This is a genomic window from Verrucomicrobiota bacterium, assembly GCA_037139415.1.
Taxonomy (GTDB): domain Bacteria; phylum Verrucomicrobiota; class Verrucomicrobiia; order Limisphaerales; family Fontisphaeraceae; genus JBAXGN01.
In genome coordinates this window covers 36,292-54,916 of sequence record JBAXGN010000019.1, presented here as the reverse complement: position 1 = coordinate 54,916, position 18,625 = coordinate 36,292, and the positions used below count along the sequence as shown (strand labels likewise).

15 protein-coding genes are annotated in these 18,625 nt (G+C 61.3%); 4 read left to right on the top strand and 11 right to left on the bottom strand.

Translation table 11 applies throughout. The annotated features are described in order from the left end of the window. The first annotated feature begins 535 nt into the window (after window positions 1–535). Genes WCO56_05400 through WCO56_05385 form a run of 4 tightly spaced genes read left to right on the top strand, consistent with a single transcriptional unit; the run spans window position 536 to window position 7,158 of the window. On the top strand, window positions 536–5,131 hold the full coding sequence (locus WCO56_05400) for a protein kinase (protein ID MEI7728982.1): 4,596 nt from the start codon (window positions 536–538) through the stop codon (window positions 5,129–5,131). Window positions 5,132–5,168: 37 nt separating this feature from the next. Further along, entirely contained in the window at window positions 5,169–5,813 is a 645-nt protein-coding gene (gene ruvC, locus WCO56_05395) for a crossover junction endodeoxyribonuclease RuvC (GenBank protein ID MEI7728981.1), read from the top strand. A gap of 3 nt (window positions 5,814–5,816) precedes the next feature. Further along, window positions 5,817–6,422: a Holliday junction branch migration protein RuvA gene (gene ruvA, locus WCO56_05390; GenBank protein ID MEI7728980.1), complete on the top strand. Its 606-nt coding sequence runs from the start codon at window positions 5,817–5,819 to the stop codon at window positions 6,420–6,422. A 22-nt stretch (window positions 6,423–6,444) separates the two neighbouring features. Beyond that, complete coding sequence (locus tag WCO56_05385; GenBank protein MEI7728979.1) at window positions 6,445–7,158, top strand: lysophospholipid acyltransferase family protein; 714 nt, start codon at window positions 6,445–6,447, stop codon at window positions 7,156–7,158. A 72-nt stretch (window positions 7,159–7,230) separates the two neighbouring features. On the opposite strand, the gene WCO56_05380 is transcribed toward WCO56_05385, so the two are convergent. The 11 genes from WCO56_05380 to WCO56_05330 form a co-directional block, all read right to left on the bottom strand. Continuing rightward, the gene (locus tag WCO56_05380) at window positions 7,231–10,005 is read right to left on the bottom strand and encodes an alpha-amylase family protein (protein ID MEI7728978.1); all 2,775 of its coding nucleotides are present in this window, start codon (window positions 10,003–10,005) and stop codon (window positions 7,231–7,233) included. Window positions 10,006–10,063: 58 nt separating this feature from the next. Next, on the bottom strand, window positions 10,064–10,756 hold the full coding sequence (gene can, locus WCO56_05375) for a carbonate dehydratase (GenBank protein MEI7728977.1): 693 nt from the start codon (window positions 10,754–10,756) through the stop codon (window positions 10,064–10,066). Next, window positions 10,753–10,941, bottom strand: a complete 189-nt coding sequence (locus tag WCO56_05370; GenBank protein MEI7728976.1) for a hypothetical protein — start codon at window positions 10,939–10,941, stop codon at window positions 10,753–10,755. The genes can and WCO56_05370 overlap by 4 nt, the downstream gene beginning before the upstream one ends. A gap of 420 nt (window positions 10,942–11,361) precedes the next feature. After that, window positions 11,362–11,949, bottom strand: coding sequence for a hypothetical protein (locus WCO56_05365; GenBank protein MEI7728975.1), 588 nt, complete (start codon window positions 11,947–11,949; stop codon window positions 11,362–11,364). A 43-nt stretch (window positions 11,950–11,992) separates the two neighbouring features. Next, window positions 11,993–12,787 (bottom strand): substrate-binding domain-containing protein, encoded by a 795-nt coding sequence (locus WCO56_05360; GenBank protein MEI7728974.1) that lies wholly within the window; start codon window positions 12,785–12,787, stop codon window positions 11,993–11,995. A gap of 43 nt (window positions 12,788–12,830) precedes the next feature. Continuing rightward, entirely contained in the window at window positions 12,831–13,505 is a 675-nt protein-coding gene (locus WCO56_05355; GenBank protein MEI7728973.1) for a family 16 glycoside hydrolase, read from the bottom strand. Window positions 13,506–13,553: 48 nt separating this feature from the next. Continuing rightward, window positions 13,554–14,342 (bottom strand): cytochrome b/b6 domain-containing protein, encoded by a 789-nt coding sequence (locus WCO56_05350; protein MEI7728972.1) that lies wholly within the window; start codon window positions 14,340–14,342, stop codon window positions 13,554–13,556. Further along, the gene (locus tag WCO56_05345) at window positions 14,339–16,708 is read right to left on the bottom strand and encodes a heavy metal translocating P-type ATPase (GenBank protein ID MEI7728971.1); all 2,370 of its coding nucleotides are present in this window, start codon (window positions 16,706–16,708) and stop codon (window positions 14,339–14,341) included. The genes WCO56_05350 and WCO56_05345 overlap by 4 nt, the downstream gene beginning before the upstream one ends. A gap of 40 nt (window positions 16,709–16,748) precedes the next feature. Then, on the bottom strand, window positions 16,749–17,663 hold the full coding sequence (locus tag WCO56_05340) for a M48 family metallopeptidase (GenBank protein ID MEI7728970.1): 915 nt from the start codon (window positions 17,661–17,663) through the stop codon (window positions 16,749–16,751). A 112-nt stretch (window positions 17,664–17,775) separates the two neighbouring features. Next, on the bottom strand, window positions 17,776–18,054 hold the full coding sequence (locus WCO56_05335) for a zf-TFIIB domain-containing protein (GenBank protein ID MEI7728969.1): 279 nt from the start codon (window positions 18,052–18,054) through the stop codon (window positions 17,776–17,778). 169 nt (window positions 18,055–18,223) lie between these two features. Beyond that, window positions 18,224–18,616 carry a hypothetical protein gene (locus tag WCO56_05330; protein ID MEI7728968.1) on the bottom strand — a complete coding sequence of 131 codons (393 nt, stop codon included), beginning with the start codon at window positions 18,614–18,616 and terminating at the stop codon, window positions 18,224–18,226. Between the last annotated feature and the right edge of the window lie 9 nt (window positions 18,617–18,625).

The window sequence follows — 18,625 nt, the reverse complement described above, 5'->3', positions numbered from 1 at the left end:
GGCGGGACTTGCACCCGCTGGCCTGTCAAAGATCGAAGGCTGCACCAAAAAAATTAGGACCAGAAGATGCCAAGTCCGAGGGCCGAAGCCAACTTTTGCAAAAATATTTTCGGGCAGAAAAATATCACTGAAGAAGACAGGAGCCTGGAGTCAGGAGTTGGAACCTCACACAGCGACACAGGCTAAAAGCGCGAACGCTGAAAGCCCCGGGGGCTGCGCGGGGCTGCATCCAGCGCGTTGGTGCGTTACGAATACTACGAGGTGGGCCAGGGTCTGTGGTTCCGTACCTCCTCACCTGTTTCCTCTCCCTCGGGGAGAGGAGTTCATTATCCGGCTGAGGGAACAGGCATAATCGCTTCACTTTCTTCCGGGTGATTCCGCTGCACTGGGAACACCCGAGCCACCGCTTCCAGCCACCGCTTCCAGCGTGAACCAAACCGAGCTTGAGGCAGCCCTGGGGACAGCGAAGTCGGCGTGAATTTTGATTGAAACTCAACCCGGCTTTTTACATTCTTTGACCGTTGAATATCCTTGGATGCAGCATTGCCTAAAATGTCAGGCGGCGATTCCGGCAAACGCCAAGTTTTGCCTGGAGTGCGGCACACGTGTCCCGGCCCGCAACGCGGGGCAGGAGGACGGGACCGCGCCGGTTCCGACCCCGGCCGCCTCATTTCTTGAAAAGCCTTCACGACCGGAGACACCCGGGCAATCCTTTATCGAGAAGTCGAGTTTGATCGCCGGCGGGGCGGAGCCGGTGGCAAGTGGAGTCGCCTTTGGCGAACGGTACGAGTTACTGGAGGAGATTGGCCGGGGCGGGTTTGCCGTGGTCCACAAGGCACGGGACAAGAAGTTGGGCCGGTTCGTGGCCATTAAGCGGCTGCACATCGGCAAAAGCGAAGGCACCCACGCCAAGCAAACCTTGGAACGGTTCGCCCGGGAAGCCCAGGCCATCGCGGGCTTAAGCCATCGAAACATCGTCACGGTGTTTGACCATGAGCAGGATGCTGAAGGCGGGTACGTGGTCATGGAATACGTGGGCGGCGGCAGTCTGCGGGAACATCTGCGCGCACGGCATGGCAAGCTGCCGGTGGACGAGGCGGTGGAATTGGTGAAAGGGGTGGCGCGCGGGCTGGCGTTCGCCCACCGCAAGAATCTGGTGCATCGCGATATCAAGCCGGGAAACATTTTATTGGCCACAGAAGAGGGCCAATTGGTGCCCAAAATTGTGGATTTCGGGCTGGCCCGCGTGGGGACCGACAGTGATTTGTCGCTGACCGGTTACGGCATGGGAACGCCATGGTACATGCCGCCGGAGCAGCGGCGCAATGCCAAGACGGTAAATCACACGGCGGATATTTATGCGCTGGGCAAGACGCTGTATGAATTGGTGACCGGCGAGCCACCGGATAATGTGGACCAGGAGGCCATCCCGGAACCCTGGCTGGCACGGGTGATTCTGCGGTGCATCAAAAACAACCCGGAAGACCGATATTTCAGCGCCGAAGATCTGATCAAGGATTTGGACGAGCGGACCATAGTGAAGCCCGCCGGCAAGAGTCCCGCGGTAGCGGATAATGAAAACCGCTGCCTCTCCTGCGGCACCATTAACGCGCTGGACGCAAAATATTGCGAGGGTTGCGGGGCAGGGTTGATGATGCCCTGCCCGGAATGCGGCAAGGAAGGGCCGCGCCGGATCAAGTTTTGCACCAGTTGCGGCACGGATGTGCAGGCGTTCGAGCGGTTGCGCAGCGCCTTGGAAGGCATGCGGCGGTACTTTGGGGAAAAGAAATGGGCGCGGGTGGAGAAGGAGTGGGAACTGACCCGCGAGTTGAAATTCCAACCCCGGGGCGAGCATGGCCGGACGCTGGTGAAGGCGGCGGCCCAACTGCAACAGGAGGCGGGCGCGGCGGAGAGCCGGAAACAGGAGTTGGGCAAGGAGGTCCGCAAGCTGGCAGATAATGGGCAGTACCCGGAGGCGATGGCCAAACTGGAGGAACTGCGGGAGTTCGCCACGAACCTGGGAGAAACCGAGGAACGCCTGCGACAACAGTTGCCGGAGAGGTGGGCGCAAACCATCGAAACCAAGGTGCATAGTTTGGTGAACCAAGGAGCCTTTGAATTGGCGCAGCAAACCTGTGAGGAAATCAACCAAGTGCCGCAGATCGCGACGGAGCGCGTCCACCTGATGCGGCAGCAGGTGCTGGATGCCTGGGCGGGACGCCATGAGTTCCAAGCCCGCCAACTGCTGGCCAAAGGTCAATTTGAAGCCGCGCAACAGCAACTCGAGGAAATCCAGAAACTGGCGGGGAAGTTGGCACCCGCACATCAGCAGTTGCACGGGGAAATCCTGGAAGCGTGGGCGCGAAAGATCGAAACCGAGGCGTTCGCCTGCGTTCGGAAAAGCGATTTGCAATTGGCAGGGGCAGCCGGCGAAGAATTCCGCCAGATACTGGCCGCCTATTTCAGCCGGGCGCTGGGAATTTGTGACCAATTGAAACAGGTCCCCGGCCTGGCGGCCACGCGCCATCGCAAACTGTGCGGAGACGTCGAATCCGCCTGGGCGTTGCGCCTGGAAGAATACGCCGCCGCCGCCCTAACCGAGACGCCGCGCCCGGGACCGAGGCTAAGTCTGTACCACGCCGTGGGCGGCCATAACCCGGAGCTGGCGATCCGTTTATTAGACGAGGCAACGCGGGTAGTCGGCGGCCAATCGCTAAGCCGCCAAGCGCTGCGGCAGAAGGCCGAGGTGGCGATGGCCAGGCGCCACGCCCGCCAATTACTCGAACAAGGCCACCACCGGGCGGCGGCGGCCAAGCTCGCTGAAATCCAAGGGATGGCCGAGACGGTGACGGACCTGCAAGAGCAGGTTTTGGAACGTTGGATGGCGCAGGTCAGCCAGCGGATACAGGAACGGCTTGGGGCGCAAAACCTGGGTGGCTTGCCGGAAGAGTTTGCCCAATTGAAAATTGATTTGCGCGCTTTTGGCAATCAATGGGAACTCGCCCTGCCACCCATCTGCGAGGCCTGGACGCAGCCCATTGAAGAAATCATCCAGCGGGAGTTTGCCGCCCAGCACTGGCAGGCGACCCAGTCGCTCATCCAGCAGACCGGGGCGGACCAGTGGGATGACGCCGTCCCGGCCGAACGCCGAGAGCGGATTTCCCAGATAACCGAAGCCTGCGCCCGGCATCTCCGTAAAACCCGGCTTCGCGTCATCGGCATGACGGCCTTGGTCGTGGTGCTTGCGGTGGTGGGTTATGGGCTGGATCAATCCCTGCAAAAAGGCAAGTTCACGGCCTTGATGGCCGAGGCGCGCAACCAGTATGAGGCCAATGACTTTGAGCGGGCGCTGGGAACGCTTGGGCGCGCGCGTGTGCTGCGCTGGCGGGACACCGCCGCCGTGACCAAATTCAAAGGGGAGATCGAGGAAATGACGCGCCGACAAAGCGCTTTCGACACCAGTCTGGCCGAAGCAAACAAACAGTTCGGGCAAACTGATTATACAAAGGCCATGGTGTCCGTGCAAAAGGCGCTGCAACTTCAATGGAAAAATCCCCAGGCGGCCCTGCAATTGAGTAACGCCATCGTTTCGAGGGATAAACAAGGCCAGTATGAGCGAACCCTGGCGGATGCCAAAACGGCATTCCAACAAGGCCGGTATCAGGCGGCGATGCAGCGGGCGCGAGCCGCGCTGGTATTGGGCGGGGAAACCGGAGCCGATGCAAAAACGGTCGTGGCCAATATCACCAGCGAATGGACCGCAAAATTTGACGCCGCGCTCGCAGATTGTCGGCAGGCGCTAAAAGCCGGCCAATTCAATGAGGCGCGCCAAGCACTTCACCGGGCAGAGACATTGCAGGCACCCCCCGGACGCGACACCGGAACCCTGGCCCAGGAGATTGAATGGACCGAAAAACAAACTACGTATTCCTCCGCAGTCAAGGCGGCGGAAGCCGCCCTGGCCCAAGGCGATTACCAAGCGGTGGGTCGGCACTTGCAAAAAGCCAGTGCGTCCGGATGGACCAACCAGACGGTCGCCGAGGACTTGGGCCGCCAGACGGCGGCGGGCGTAAAACAAGCGTTGGAGAAAGCCCTGACGGCGGCGCGATTGGCCGCGCAATCCGGTCAGTGGGCCGAGGCGTTGAAACAAATTAACGTGGTGATCGAGTTGCAGCCGGATCACGCCGAGGCCAAGAACCTGAAAGCCAGTTTTGAAAAGCGGGCATTGTTTGCCAGCACGCTGGAAAAAGCGCGGCTGGCGGCAGCCCGGAAACAATGGGCGGAGGCGTATCGCCTGGCAGAGACGGCGGCGCAAATGGACGTGGCTGATCCCATGGCCAAAGCGCTAAAAGGGGAACTGGATGCCGCGAGCCCTTTCCCCAGAGCCAACCGCTCATGGACCAACACGCTGGGCATGGCGTTCGTGCCTGTGCCGGGCACCAAGGTGATTGGTTGCATCTGGGAAACGCGGGTCATGGATTATCGCGCCTACGCCGGCGCCATGCCGGGCGTGGATGATTCCTGGCGCAAGGTGGAATTTGAAGGCACGCTGGTCAGCAACGGCACCAACCATCCGGTGACGATGGTGAGTTGGGATGATGCCAAGGCCTTCTGCCGATGGCTTACGGAAAAAGAAACGCGCGAGGGCATCCTGGAGGCCGGGCAAGAATACCGGTTGCCCACGGACGCCGAGTGGAGTTATGCCATCGGCCTTGGCGAGCGCGAACGGGGTGCCACGCCCAAGGACAAGGATGGCAAATTGAAAGATGTTTATCCGTGGGGCACTGGCTGGCCACCGCCGTATGGGGCGGGAAATTACGCAGATGTTAGCGCCAAACGTAAGTTCAGCGACTGGCCCATCATCAAAGGCTATGACGATGGGTTTGCGACCACCGCCCCGGTAGGCAGTTTCAAAACCAACCAATTCGGGTTATACGACCTCAGTGGCAACGTGTGTGAATGGTGTGAGGATTTTTTTGACGGGCAAAGCGGTTTCCGGGTCTTGCGCGGGGGTGCTTGGGACAGCGTCGTCCCCAACCACCTCCTGTCCGCCGCTCGCACGCCCGGCACGCAATCGCTGCGGGGAGCGAATGCCGGATTCCGATGCGTGCTGGTGGGAAGCCGGCCCTGATGGAGCGCGGAATTCCTTCCGTAAAAATCCTTTGCTTATGGCGGCAGTTTGGCACACTGGGGGCGTGGCCATTACCCCGAAACAATTGGCAGAACTGGAGCGGCGGGTCAGCGGCAAGCGGCGCGTGGCCGAGCCCGTGCTCGCCGCCACCCCAGCCGCCCGGATGCCCGCGCGGGCGAGCAACCAAGTGATCTTGGGCGTGGACCCGTCGTTACGCGGGACCGGCTATGGAGTCGTCCGGATGAGCCAGCCGCATCCTGTGGCCTTGGCGCACGGCACCATCACCTGCCCGAGTGACTGGCCGCATTCGCGCTGCCTACTGCAGATCATGCAACGTCTGCGCGACATCATTCAACAGCATCATCCCACGGTCTGTGCGGTGGAGGGGTTGTTTTTTGCCCAGAATTTGAAGACGGCCATCGTGATGGGAGAGGCGCGGGGGGCGGGCATGGCGGTCATGGCCGAAGCCGGGCTGGAAATCTATGAGCTGGCGACGCGCAAAGTGAAGCAGGCGATGGTCGGGCATGGCGGGGCACAGAAATTAGCCGTCGCTAAAATGGTGCAGCGGCTGCTGCGCCTGGAGGCGCTCCCGGCACCCGATGCCGCCGACGCGCTGGCGCTGGCGCTCACCTACGCGCAGGAAACCGGGCGTTTCAGCCTGAACACGCCGAAACAAATTTAAACTATGATTACCTTCCTTCACGGTAAATTGGTCGAGTCCCTGCCCACACAGGTGACTGTGGACGTCCACGGCGTGGGTTATGAGGTGCTGATCCCGCTGTCGTCATTCGACCGGCTGCCCGCGCCGGGCAGCGAGGTGAAACTGCTCACGCACCTGGTTGTGCGCGAGGATGCCCATTTGCTGTATGGCTTCATGAGCACGGCGGAACGGGATTTGTTCCGGCTGCTCATCAACACCGTCAGCGGGATAGGTCCCAAGATGGCCCTCAGCGTCCTGAGCGGCATGACGGTGACCACCTTTCGCGGCGCAGTGGCCAACAGCGATATCAAAGCGCTCTCGCAAATTTCCGGCGTGGGCAAAAAGACCGCCGAACGCATCGTGGTGGAACTGCGCGACAAAGTCGGGCCGTCCGCCGCGTGGGAGGCCAGCAGCGATCAGCGAACCCTCTCCGCCACCGATAAACATCTCTCCGACGCGGTGGCTGCGCTGGTGCAACTGGGCTACAAACAGGCCGAGGCGTTTGATACGGTGCGGGGCGTGCAGGCACTGCTGGGACCGCAAGCCCCGGTGGAAGACCTGGTGCGGGCGAGTTTGAAAAAGGGGAAATAATTTCGATTCAGCATCCGCGCTCATGGAACAACCGCCCGCCACCGAAACCAAACGTCGCCCCGCCCGCATCATCGTGCCGCAGCAAGCCAAATGGCACGGGCGGCTGGCGGCGCGGCTGATCTGGCTGGTCATCAAATGCCTGAGTTTCACCATCCGGTTCCGCATCCATGACCGCAGTCAGTGTTTTACCAATCCCGACGCGCATCCGGAGCCGCTGCTCTTTTGCATCTGGCATAACCGGCTGGGGTTATGCCTGGAACTGTACCGGATTTATGTGCAACGCCGGCAACCGGAGCGCCGCATGGCCGCACTTGTCAGCGCCTCCCGGGATGGCGGTCTGCTGGCGCGGGTGCTGGAGTTGTTCCGCGTGCAACCGGTGCGCGGGTCGAGCAGCCGACGCGGGCCGCAGGCGCTGCTGGAAATGACCTCGTATGCCAAACAGGGCCTCGATCTGGCCGTCACCCCGGACGGCCCGCGCGGGCCGTGTTATCATGTGCAGGAAGGGGTGATTGCGCTGGCGCAATTGACCGGACGGCCGATTATCCCAGTGGTCTATCACTTGAACTGGAAATGGCAGGCGAAAAGTTGGGACCGCTTCCAGATTCCATGGCCTTTTGCCTGTTGCAATATCGAGGTGGGCAAACCCATTAGTGTCCCGCGTGACCTGCCGGAAACGGAGCGCGAGGTCTGGCGTCAAAAAGTGGAAGACCACCTGCGCAGCATGACGCGCGACTGATTTCAGGCGCGGAGTTCCGCCTTCAGGCGGTTGTTCCGACTATCCATACCCGCTGTGCTCATGCACTACCCGTTACCGGCTCTGGATTTTCCCTGCTTTGGCGTCATACCACAACTCGCCTTCCGCGGTCAGCGTCCTATATCGGCCATCCACCTTGCCATCCGGGCAATTGGGTAGGCAGTGTGCCACCACCCGCGCCACCAGATCGCGCTCTCCCGCGCTGCCGGAAAGCAGAATCGTTTGGCCACTGCCCACCTTGCGCGTCAAGGCCGCCAAGCCATTCAGGTCCAGCACCTGCTTGAGCTGCGCTTTCCCCGCTGGCTGAGTTTCCGCACCCGCCCGCACCCAGGAAATCTGGCGCACTGCGATGCCGAGATCGCGATTGTCCGTGCCTTGCCCAAGCGCAGAGGGTTTCCACGTGTTCAGGCTCAACTCCAAACGGGCCAATGGTTCGGTGCCCACCACGCTCGCACCCACGGCAAACGTAAACTCTTTTTGACCCTCCTTCTCAATCTGGCCGACCAGTTGCCCGTTCACGTACACCTGCACCGGTCCCTTGGCGGTCACGTATCGCGGCACCGAGGCCGCCAGCCGCAGGGTGTAGGCAGCACCGCTCACGGTGGGCAGCAGCACGCCCGGACGCGAACCCGTCCAACGCTTGCGGGCATCCGGAATTTGCTGCCATTCGCGCCCCATTTCCTGGCCCTGCCAGTCGCCGAATAACCATTGACCATCATCGTTCCGGCCCAATTCGAGTTGCCAGTGGGCTGGCGCGGTTCCTGCGAGTGCCGGTTTCAACAAGGCCGAGCGGATCGCCGGGGCGGCGACAAATAGCTGACTGCGCCACGTTTCCAAGTCATACAGGCGCGCACCCAATTCCCCATCCCCGCTGGTGATCGCCACCAGTGTTCCTCCCTGCCGTACCCAGGCGGCGATTTTCTCCGCCACATCGGGTTCCAACACGGGGCAAGGCGGCAGGATCAGCATGCGACAGCCGCGTAAAAAGCCATCGTTCACGGTACGGCGCGTCAGGAAATCCAGGTCGGTGACATCGCGCAAGAACGGCGCGAGTTCGTAAAAGCGTTGCAGTGACACACGCTCCAGCGCCCACGATTCACGCGGCACGTAAATGGCCGTGTCCAAGCGAGGTTGCCGGAGGACGATCCAGCCGACGTTGGTGCGGAAGTTCTGCATGGCCAGCGGCGTGCTCAACACGTTGTTCTCGTAGTAGTGCAACTGGCGCGCGCCGGAGGCGGTGGCGTTGTAAATGCGGGCGACCACCCCGGTCTCGCTCACGTGCGAGGCGGGCTCAAATCCACAAAAGGTCTTGTACAGGCGCGTGGCCGTGGCCACCTCGCGCGTGATGGCAAAATTGTGCGCATAATCGCTGCCCTCGTTGGTGATGCGCACCCCCGCCTCCTCGCCGGCGATGGCGGCGGTCTGCGCGGTGAAATCCGCGCCCAAGATCGGGTCCCCATTCCCGCCGGTACACAGGTAGATTTCCGTTTTCGGGAAATATTTGCGGGTGGTTTTCACCCAGAACACGGACCACTCCGTCATGGCTGCCTGGTACCATTCCACGAAATCCGCACGCGCCCGATCCGAGGGTGCTTTGTCCGGCAGGAACGTCGCCACCTGGTCAAACGCGGGGTGACTGGTTTTCCACGCCTGGTTCAAGGCCGCGATGTTCCCATACCGTTTGCGCATGGCCTCGCGAAACGCGGCGCTGGCATGGACGTCCCCGGCCCACCAACCCTGATGATTGTGGTAATCCCCGGTCAGCCGGGCGGTCCAGCCGCCCTCCGGCCCGGCGGGGTAAATGCTTTCGCCATAAATCCCCGTGATGCCCAGCAGCAACGATTCAATCACGCCGCCATCGCGGTAGCGATCCGCCAGCGCCTTGATGAACCGTTCGACGTGCGGACGCCAACGCGAGTTGAAAATACTCTGGACCTTGCTGTCCTTGCCGTGCTCCAGGCAGCGGTAATACTGCGAGTCCGGCCCCGATTGAAACCACAGCGGTGTGGCGTATGCCGGCCCGGCGAGAATAAACGGCACCCACTTGAGCCCGGCCGCTTTCAACGTGGCCACCTGCTTGTCCCACTTGCTCCAATCCCAGGTGTTCTCGCGCGGCTCTACGCCCGCCCAATCCACATAACTCTCCACGCTGGAAACCGTCAGTGCCTTGAACAGGGCCGCCTCACCCGGGGTAGCATCATTGCCAAACGTCACCTCCATACCCGCCGGACGCTTCACCGCCAGATGCCGCAACGACTCGGGATCTATCGGCGCATCCGGGTCAAACCCGGCGGGCTTATTCGGCGATACCGCGATCCGCCGCACCGCCAGCCCCCCGGAGGATAACCGAAAATCCGCGCCGTTATTCTGCCCATGCCCCAACCGCAACGCTGGCAGGAAAAAGTAGCCCGTACGCCATTGCCCCGACCCGGTGAGGATGACGGATTGCCCGGCGCCGGTGTATTTGGTGCTGGTCGTTGGTTCCGGGGCCTCCTTGTCATACTGCAACCCGATCTTGCCCAGCGTATCATCGAAAAACTCCACCGTCACATAAGCGTCCACCGGGCCCTTGGTGTATGCGGGATGTTTGATTTTGACGTAAAGGTACAATGCGCGCCCGCCCTGGATGCGCCGCGCCGGGTGCCCTTGGATTACGATGGGTACATTCGCCCCATCGCCTTCGGACGGAACCTCAAGCCCGACGCCTTGATTGTTGGTGCCGAGTTGAATGGCCAGATCGGGCAGCGGGGCCGCTCGTAATCCGGTCGCAAGCAAGCCCGTAATCAGCAAACCGGCCACGACCCAAACGCGAAATAGATAGGATGACATGCAGCGATTATGCCTGATATTCGCAGAGGGTGACAACAAGAGAAATGACCGGCAGGAGTTACCGGCGATCGGTCAGCGCCGCTGATGCCACTGATTGGGGCGGCAGAAGCCGGTGTCCGCCAATTGCTGATTGGTAGGCGGGCATAAGCTCTTGACGGCCAGTGATGCACAGGCCGAGGTCACGCAACAGGCCATCGCTTACGGCGTAAATCCACCCGATCACGGCCAGCGGTTGCCCGCGTGCCCAGGCGTCCTGAACACTGGTAGTTGCGCATACGTTAGCCACCTGCTCAATGACATTAAGTTCGCAAAGCCGGTCAAATTGCCGCCCCGCCTCCGTCAAGGCATCCAATTGCGACGCGTGCTTTTGGCGTACGTCCGCCACGTTCTGAAGCCAGTTATCCACCAACCCAAGCCGGTCGCCATTCAACACGGCTCGCACGCCCGCGCAACCGTAGTGGCCGCACACAATGACGTGCCGTACTTGGAGTACGTCCACGGCAAATTGCAAGGCCGAAAGGCAATTGAGATCAGCCGGCGGAACCACATTGGCGACGTTGCGATGAACGAACATCTCGCCGGGCAGCAACCCGGTGATTTGGTTGGCCGGCACACGGCTGTCGCTACAGCCAATCCAAAAATACTGCGGTGCCTGCTGGCGGGACAGGTTCTGAAAGAACGCTGGATCTTCGGTTCGAATCCGGTTGGCCCAGGTGCGGTTATTATCCAGCAAATGGCGAGGGAATTTCATCGTGGCTTAGCGTGCGACAAGAATGCCAACGCGCGACGCAACCCACGTTTGAGGCGCTCCAGTTCAAGGGAGAAAATGCCCAACCCGACCGGAATCACGACCAGCACCAGAACGGCGGCGGCCGCGAACAACAGAAAGGTGGCGAGGACCTTGCCACCAACGATCATGGCGAGCAGACTCTTCATGGCGTGAGGTTGGGAGAAGTGGCCCCCATTGGTTGGACCGCATAACACATTTTAATCATTGGTTTTCCCGGTTTCATAAAAAATTTGATCCGTTATTTTTATTCGTTCGTTTATTTTCTTTTAACACACGTACCCTACCGCTCCGCGGTTTCGGCGTCCAGCCCCACTTTCCTCAGAGAAATCCGGTAATCTGTATGATAATGCCGGACACAATGCTGATCGCCAGCAGCAGCCCGATAAGGCGCAGCGTGTCTTTGAAAGACGGGTTCTCCTTGAACAGGACCGCATGCCGAGTCCACCGCCCGCGCACAAACCAGACACCAGGGCGCCAAAGCTGAGCGAGCCCTTGGCGTAGAGTTCCGCCAAAAGGACCGAGGCAAAACAGTTGGGAATACATCCCATATTGAAAATGGTCCGGGATCAGCAAACCACCGCCGGGCGGGTTTTGTTTTGCGGCCAGAGGGCGGCGGCCAGCGCCACCGCGCCCGCCGCGAACGAGATGAGGGTGATGGGAATCAGGTGCCCCGGCCACGTCGAAGGTTGAAACCAACCGGCGTAGCCAAGCAGCATGGCATGCACCCCGGAGAGGAAGGCGAGGACGCCCATTTTCATGAGTAGGCCCTTGGCTTGCTTGAGTCCGCAGGCCCGGCAAACCTGGTGCAGCCACACGGCCGCCGCCACGCCCAGCATCATGGACCACGCGCCCTGCCAGGTGAGTTTGCCGACCTGGAAATATTTCGGGTAATAGGAGGGCGTCAGGATGACGAGCGAAAGCCCTGCATGGAGCAGCATGAGCAGCCAGGCCGCAGGCAGCAATCGTTCGGCGGTTGCGTCCTGGTTGCGGCGGGCTTGGAGGGCGTAAAGCATGAGGAGCAAGAGGGCGGAGAGCGCGAACACCTTGTTCAGCACGTACACCGGCCATTCACTCCAGGCGACGCCTTTGAAGATGTTATAGCGGAGGGTGGCATAGAGCGCGGTGGTGATGAGAACGGTCAGGGTGGTTTTCATGTTTATCTTTGGTTGAAAAGGTACACTGGTGATTAAGAGAGCGTTACTCCTTTTCGCGTGTATAACCGTAACGGCGAAACGTTTCCTGAACCATGGACTGCCGGCACCAAGCGAGGAAGGCGTCGCGAAGTGCGGGATTATCACTACTCGTCAACCCAATCACGGTGACGCGGGTGGCCGGATACGTGATACCGGTCGGGACGACTTCCAGTTTGCCCGGATACAAGCCGACGACAAAGTTCCACACCACCACCGCATCCAGCGGTCCAACCACCAAACCATTGGCCACCTCGGCATGACTGCGCGCTTGAAGCATGACATTGGCCAGCACTCGGTCCTGAAGCCCCCGCGCGCGGAGCGCGTTGACGAACAATTCGCCACAGGTGGAGTAGCGCGGATCGCCGAGGCCGATTTTCAGGCCCGGTTTGGCCAGATCAGCGAGACCGCGAATGCCTTTGGGATTGCCGGGGCGAACCGCCAGCACCGGTTCAAGGTAGCCCACCACCACTGTGTTGGTCCACCGCCCCGCGGCTTTCAGTTTTTCCTCGAACGGGTCATGACAGACGAAGAGGTCGGCGCGCGTTCCCGCGAGAATTTTTGGCAACAGGGTCTCCGAACCGCCCAGGTCCAACTCGGGTTGCGCCGGATGGGCGGCGGCGAATTGCTTGACGAGTTCCTGCACGGGCGCGGCCATGGAACTGCCACAGAGCACCCGCAGCTTGGTCGCCGCTGGTGGCGGAGTCGGGCGCTTGCCGCAGCCGGCCCAACCGACGCACAGGCCGAGCATGAGGGCAAAAGCCAAAAAGGGCATTGGCTTGGTCAGGATGTTTCTTTTCATGGGGAGTGTTTTTCCATAAGCATGTGTGATCGGAAGCAACCCGTTATCGGGGAGCTTCCCCATACTGGAAATCATCAAAGAGGACAACGCTGTCGGCCTTGGTCCAGAGGCCCACCAGGCCGACGTTTGGGAAAGTGGCGTCCTCAACCGCAAAGAGTTCCTTGCCATTCAAAAGGACCGTGAAGCGGTTTCCAGCGAAATGAACGCGCAGCGTGCTCCAGGTTTGCGCTGGCACCTTTGCATTCACGCCATAGCCGCCGGTTCGGCCCACGATGTCGAGGGCCTTGCGCCGCCCCTGCGCGACTTTGTACAGCACGACATTGTCTTCCAGCGCGTTGGCACGCGCCACGTAGTAATTCTCCGCGTCCTGGCAACGCCAAACCAGCCCGGCGGCCTGGTCGTTGGTGCCGCTCACAGGCTTGAACTTCACCTCTACGAAACCGTCTTGGAGCGTGGCGTTGGTGTTGACGCAGAGCGGGAAACTGGGTTTAGGCGTCCAGCCGGATTGTTTGAGCACGTTGGGGCGGCTGGGAGCGGTGTCATCCTGCTGCACCGACCATTTCGACTCACCCGCACCGGCGAGCCAAGCCATCCAGCCGGCGGGAAATTCGCCCGGCTTTGCGTGATCGAAATTGGCGGTAGCGGCGATGCCGCTGCCGGCAGCCAAACCGATGACTACCATGAGCGGGCAGAGCAATTTTAGATGCAAGAATCGCATGAGCTAATGCTAGGATGGTGGTTCCATCCTGTGAAGCAATTAATGCGGTCAATCGTGGTCCTGCTTTCGCTCGTGCCCGCCTGGATGTTTCCCTTGCTTCCCAGTGGTTCCGCTTTCGCCAAGCTGCAGGCTGGCGCCGAAGAGCGGGAGCGTGGTGGTTTTGGTGGTTGCGTCGTAGTTTTTCACCACCCCGAACGTCCATGCGCTGAGCAACCCGAGGAATACAATAGCGACAATGGGACGGGCCGCCGCGATCCCGTGCGCGGGGTCACACACCTTCCGCCCGTTGACCATGCTCAGGGTGATGTTCTCGCGGTGGCGGATCGAGTGGAAGGCCACGCCGATCACGTGAGCCACAACGACCGCAATCATGGCGAAGGACATCACTTCGTGAGCCTCTTTGAATGCCTCGTGTCCTCGGGACAACAGGATCCCGGTGATGGAGATCCCCAGCATCAGCGCGAGCATCGCGAAGATGGCATAGGCGGAACCCGGGGTATGCCCGAGGTGCCGCAAGCCGCCACCGGTGAAGGCTTCCTTCAGGTAAACCAGGACGGCGCGCGGTCCGAAGAGAAAGGCGGTGAAGCGGGCGTACCGTGTGCCCATGAGCCCCCAGATCATGCGGAGCACCACCAACAGCGTGAGCGCAAGCCCGATAACGGCGTGGTAAGGGAACAGGCGGCTTTTTTCACCGCTCAAGAACGCCAGCAGGGCGGCGGCGATGAAGCCTGCGGTGAGCAGCCAGTGAAACAGACGGGTGGGGAGATCCCAAATGAGGAACGTGCCAGAGGCAAACCCGCCGCGGGGTGTGGATTCTTTATGGAAGGTTGTGTTCATACTTCATTTTCCGCTGGTTTGCTGGTTGTCAGCGGGGTTGTTTCCACCTTCATAAACAGCAACCGGAGACTGTTCAGGACGACGATCACCGTGCTCCCTTCATGGCCCAGCACGCCAACGGTGAGCGGGATTTTCCCAAAGATGGCGAAGCCGACGAGCACAGCCACCGTTCCGAGCGAGACGAACAGGTTTTGGCGGATGACCCGCCGGGCGTTCTGGCTCAGCCGAAACGCGGCCACGAAGTTTTCCAACCGGTCGTGCATCAGCACGATTTTCGCCTGCTCCAGGGCGGCATCCGCGCCGCGCGCCCCCATCGCCACGCCCACATGGGCAACCGCCAGACTGGGTGCGTCATTTACCCCATCGCCCACCATGGCCACCCGTTTGCCCTCGGCCATGAAACCGCGAATCGCTTCCACCTTCTGTTCCGGTTTCAGTTCGGCGCGGACATCGGACAAACCAAGCTTGCGCTGCAAGGCCTGGGCCGAGGCGGGCCGGTCGCCGGTCAAGACGACGCAATGCACGCCCAACTTTCGCAACGTTTCGAGCACCGGGCCGGACTGCGGACGGATGTCGTCACGCAGCAGCAGCCGGCCGAGCAAATCGCCATCGCCCACCCACACTTCGGAGAGGCCCGGTTGGGCGGTGGTGACGCTCTCGGTCAACACGGCCCAACGGGAATCCTGTTTCAAAACCTCCGCCAGCCACTCACGGCGCCCCAGGAAGATTTTCCGTGGGCCAAGATCGGCTTGGATGCCCAGGCCCGTCACCGACTCGAAGTGATCGAATTCAACCGGAACCAAACGCTGCTGTTTGCCATGCCGGGTAATGGCCCGGGCCAGCGGATGCGTGGAGAGGCGTTCGATGGAAAAAGCCAGCCGGGCGATTTCGGCCTCGCGTCCCGGCGGGAAACTTTCCACGGTTTCCACCTGCAGTTCGCCCGTCGTGAGTGTGCCGGTTTTATCGAGGGCCACCACGCTGACTTCGGAAAGTTTTTCCACCGCCGCGCCCCCGCGAAAGAGGATGCCGCGCTTGGCCCCCCAGGCGATGGCCGCCAGCACCGCCGAGGGTATGGAGAGCACCAGCGCACACGGCGAGGCGACGACGAGCAGGGTCATGGCGCGGTAAAACGCGCTGCGGACCGTATCCGTGGAAGTGAACGGCGGCAAATTCATCACCAGCCACCAGAAAAAGAACATTCCCAGCGCCAGCCCGAGGATGGCGTAGGTGTAACCGGTGCCGAATTTGTCCGTGAACCGCTGAGCCGGGGCTTTGAGATGCTGGGCCTCATGAATGAGCCGGATGACTTTGTGCAGCGAACTTTCCTGGGCCGGCCGGAGGACCAGGATTTCCACAACGCCCCAGAGATTGATGGTGCCCGCGAGCACGGTGTCGCCCAGCGTTTTCTCCACCGGCGTCGCTTCGCCGGTGAGATTGGATTCATCACTGGCGGTTTTACCTTTGACAATTTCAGCGTCCACCGGAAATTGCGCGCCCGGTTTGACCAACAGCCGCTGCCCGGTTCGCAGTTCGTCCACCGCGACTTCGCGCTCCTGACCCTCGGCATCCACGAGCGTGGCCACCTTGGGCGCCGTGCGAAAGAGGGAGCGGATTTCCCGCTGGGTCCGCCCCATGGCGTACTGCTCCAAGGCCCCCGAGGTTGAAAACAGGAAGAGCAGCATGGCCCCTTCTGCCCAAGCGCCCACCGCCGCGCTGCCCGCCGCCACCGCAAGCATGAGAAAGTGGACATCCAGCGTCCAAGTACGGAGCCGGGCAAAGGCTTCGCGGGCGGCGAACCAGCCACCCGCAAAAAACGCCAGCATGAACAACGGCACCGACCACCACGATGGCGGTGCGAAGTAAGCCGCCAGACCGAAGCCGGCGCATAATCCCGCCGCCACCGCCTGGGCTTTCCATTCGTCCAGCTCGGATTCTTCCTCGGGAAGACTGACTTGGCGGGGCACAATTTTTGGCAGCGGAAAGTCGCGCCAACGCCAGAGCTTCGGCGCGGTGGGACAGCGGACACGCGCCACGGTGACCGCACCGGCGGTTTCCGTTACAGCGAAGCCCTGTTGACGAATCGGCTCCATGGAATGCTCACAGGGCGCGCACCCCGGCTCTGCCTGGAGGAGCCGGCAGCGGGGCGGCGAGTGGGCATCCTGAACCCCGGCCAGCGATTGCTGGATGCGCTCGGCGACCCCGGGATCGGCCGACCGACCAAGGGTGGCGACGGAGATTTTGCCCTCCACCGCCTTGATGGCGATGGCCTCCACGGATTGATTTTTTGCCAGTTCATTGGCCGCGGCCTGGACCAGACACGGAACTTCCAATGCCGCGCTGAATTGAGTGTGGGTTGCTGATTTCATGTTTTAAATCCAAATTAAGTTTTCCACCGCCATCGGCCCATCATGGCCGCTCCAGGGTGATGCCCAGGCCGGTTTGCAGGGCCTTGAATTCCTGGGTGAAGGACCGGAACTCGCGCGGTCCCAGCGCCGCCGCCTTCTGGCGCAGCCGGTCCAGGCGTTCCTGGGGCGCTGGGTGGGTGCTCAGTAACGGGCTCGGCGGAGCGGCGACCCCTTCCCTTGCCGCGTTCAGTCCGGCAAAGAAGTCCGCCATGCCTTGGGGATTAATCCCGGTCTGTTCCAACAAAACCCAGCCCCGGTCATCGGCGGCGCGCTCATGGTCACGGCTGAACTTCAGGCCGAGCAACTGGCCGCTGTTGCGGAGGAGCGCGTCAAGCATCCCGTTCTCGCCGCCCTGAAGTTGTTGGATGACCAGGTCCAGGCCAAGGTTTTGCGCCAACTGCAACACGCCATGCCGCAACTCCACATGGGCCATTTCATGGGCCAGCACGCCTTGGATTTCCTCCGCCGTTCGCGCCCGCTCGAGCAATCCGCGATGGAATGCGATGTAGCCGCCGGGCAGCGCGAGCGCGTTGACCTCCTTCGACTCGGTGACGAACAGGGTGAACCGGTCGGCGGAGTTGGTGAGCCCGGCAAACAACGGGGCAGCAAGGCGGTTAAGGGGATCAATCACCTGCGGGTTGGTGACGAAGCGAAACTGGCCGCGCAGTTGCGCCAAGGCGGTGTCACCAAGTTTTTTTTCCCACTGGACTGGCAACCGGATGGGTGGCGCTTTCCCCACCATCCAGTCCTTCACGCGACCGGCGCCACGATAAAGGGCCCAGACGGACACGCCGCCCAGCAGCAAGGCCAGCAGTGCGGCCGCCAGGCATCCCCAGCGCAGCCCGCGTTTGTGTTTTCGGATAAACGCGCGGACGGCCTCGTCCATTTCCGGCGGAAGGTAGACATGGTGGCTCATTTAGTGAGGGTGCGTAAACCAAGTTTGGGGTTCGTCAGCTTCGTCGCGTTAGGGGACGGTTTCTTGCCGGAGTGGAAGGCGTTGCCATTTAGGGCTTCCTTGATTTATGCGGTTAATCGAATAACTCTCCCAGCCACGATTTCTTTCGGTAGTAGCCATGGTGACCGTGATGGTCGCCATGATGGACGGGCGGATATCCGGCGCCATACAGGGCGGCTGACGGCGGCACGGCCCCCGGTTGGGCCGTTTGGCTGGGCAGTGAGCGTTCGATGATCTTGTCCAATTCTCCGCGGTCCAGCCAGACGCCGCGGCATTTCGGACAGTAATCAATTTCCACCCCTTGTCGTTCGGTCATGACCAGGTCGGTATCGGTGCAGATTGGGCATTTCATAAATCGGGTTCAAAAGTTCTTGGTTAATGGGTAATCGAATCAGGTTGGTGGCCACCAAAGGCGGAAAACCAAACGGGAAATGAGACACCGGCTGAAGACCAGCCCAACTTGGGAACGGATTACACCAGGGGTAATTCGTCAGGCAAAATGGACGGGCACGCAGACGGAGCTAGGCGAGGGGGGATGGCGCGCGCGGAGCCAGCGCGGTTCGCCAGCGAAATTGCCAGTTTTGCGACCGCCAAGCAGGCGCATTCGCTGGGTTCGCCAGTTTGATGACCAGCAGCGCTGTTGGCCGCATCAAGACCGGGAAACCGGGCTCAACTAGGGTGGCTGGCAGCAACAGCGGCGGTGTTTCCCCGGGACGGGTGCCCAACTGGAGGGCGGACGCCTCATGCGAACAACCTGACTTCGCCGGTCCGTTGGAATCCGCCAGCGCACTGGGAGAGGTGCAGCAGCAGAAATCGTTGGGCAGCAGGCCCAGCGCCTCCATTGGACAATGCATCGCACCGACCAGCCACAGGGCGGCCCAGCACACCATGAACACTGGCTTCAAGCGACGCATGGGAGTAGG

What these genes read in the sequence shown, in the direction of transcription:
- WCO56_05365 (MEI7728975.1), bottom strand. Translation starts at nt 11,949, where the DNA reads ATGAAAACCACCCTGACCGTTCTCATCACCACCGCGCTCTATGCCACC.
- WCO56_05340 (MEI7728970.1), bottom strand. Translation starts at nt 17,663, where the DNA reads ATGAGCCACCATGTCTACCTTCCGCCGGAAATGGACGAGGCCGTCCGC.
- WCO56_05400 (MEI7728982.1), top strand. Translation starts at nt 536, where the DNA reads ATGCAGCATTGCCTAAAATGTCAGGCGGCGATTCCGGCAAACGCCAAG.
- WCO56_05350 (MEI7728972.1), bottom strand. Translation starts at nt 14,342, where the DNA reads ATGAACACAACCTTCCATAAAGAATCCACACCCCGCGGCGGGTTTGCC.
- WCO56_05330 (MEI7728968.1), bottom strand. Translation starts at nt 18,616, where the DNA reads ATGCGTCGCTTGAAGCCAGTGTTCATGGTGTGCTGGGCCGCCCTGTGG.
- can (MEI7728977.1), bottom strand. Translation starts at nt 10,756, where the DNA reads ATGAAATTCCCTCGCCATTTGCTGGATAATAACCGCACCTGGGCCAAC.
- WCO56_05335 (MEI7728969.1), bottom strand. Translation starts at nt 18,054, where the DNA reads ATGAAATGCCCAATCTGCACCGATACCGACCTGGTCATGACCGAACGA.
- ruvC (MEI7728981.1), top strand. Translation starts at nt 5,169, where the DNA reads ATGGCGGCAGTTTGGCACACTGGGGGCGTGGCCATTACCCCGAAACAA.
- WCO56_05385 (MEI7728979.1), top strand. Translation starts at nt 6,445, where the DNA reads ATGGAACAACCGCCCGCCACCGAAACCAAACGTCGCCCCGCCCGCATC.
- WCO56_05360 (MEI7728974.1), bottom strand. Translation starts at nt 12,787, where the DNA reads ATGAAAAGAAACATCCTGACCAAGCCAATGCCCTTTTTGGCTTTTGCC.
- WCO56_05380 (MEI7728978.1), bottom strand. Translation starts at nt 10,005, where the DNA reads ATGTCATCCTATCTATTTCGCGTTTGGGTCGTGGCCGGTTTGCTGATT.
- WCO56_05355 (MEI7728973.1), bottom strand. Translation starts at nt 13,505, where the DNA reads ATGCGATTCTTGCATCTAAAATTGCTCTGCCCGCTCATGGTAGTCATC.
- WCO56_05345 (MEI7728971.1), bottom strand. Translation starts at nt 16,708, where the DNA reads ATGAAATCAGCAACCCACACTCAATTCAGCGCGGCATTGGAAGTTCCG.
- WCO56_05370 (MEI7728976.1), bottom strand. Translation starts at nt 10,941, where the DNA reads ATGAAGAGTCTGCTCGCCATGATCGTTGGTGGCAAGGTCCTCGCCACC.
- ruvA (MEI7728980.1), top strand. Translation starts at nt 5,817, where the DNA reads ATGATTACCTTCCTTCACGGTAAATTGGTCGAGTCCCTGCCCACACAG.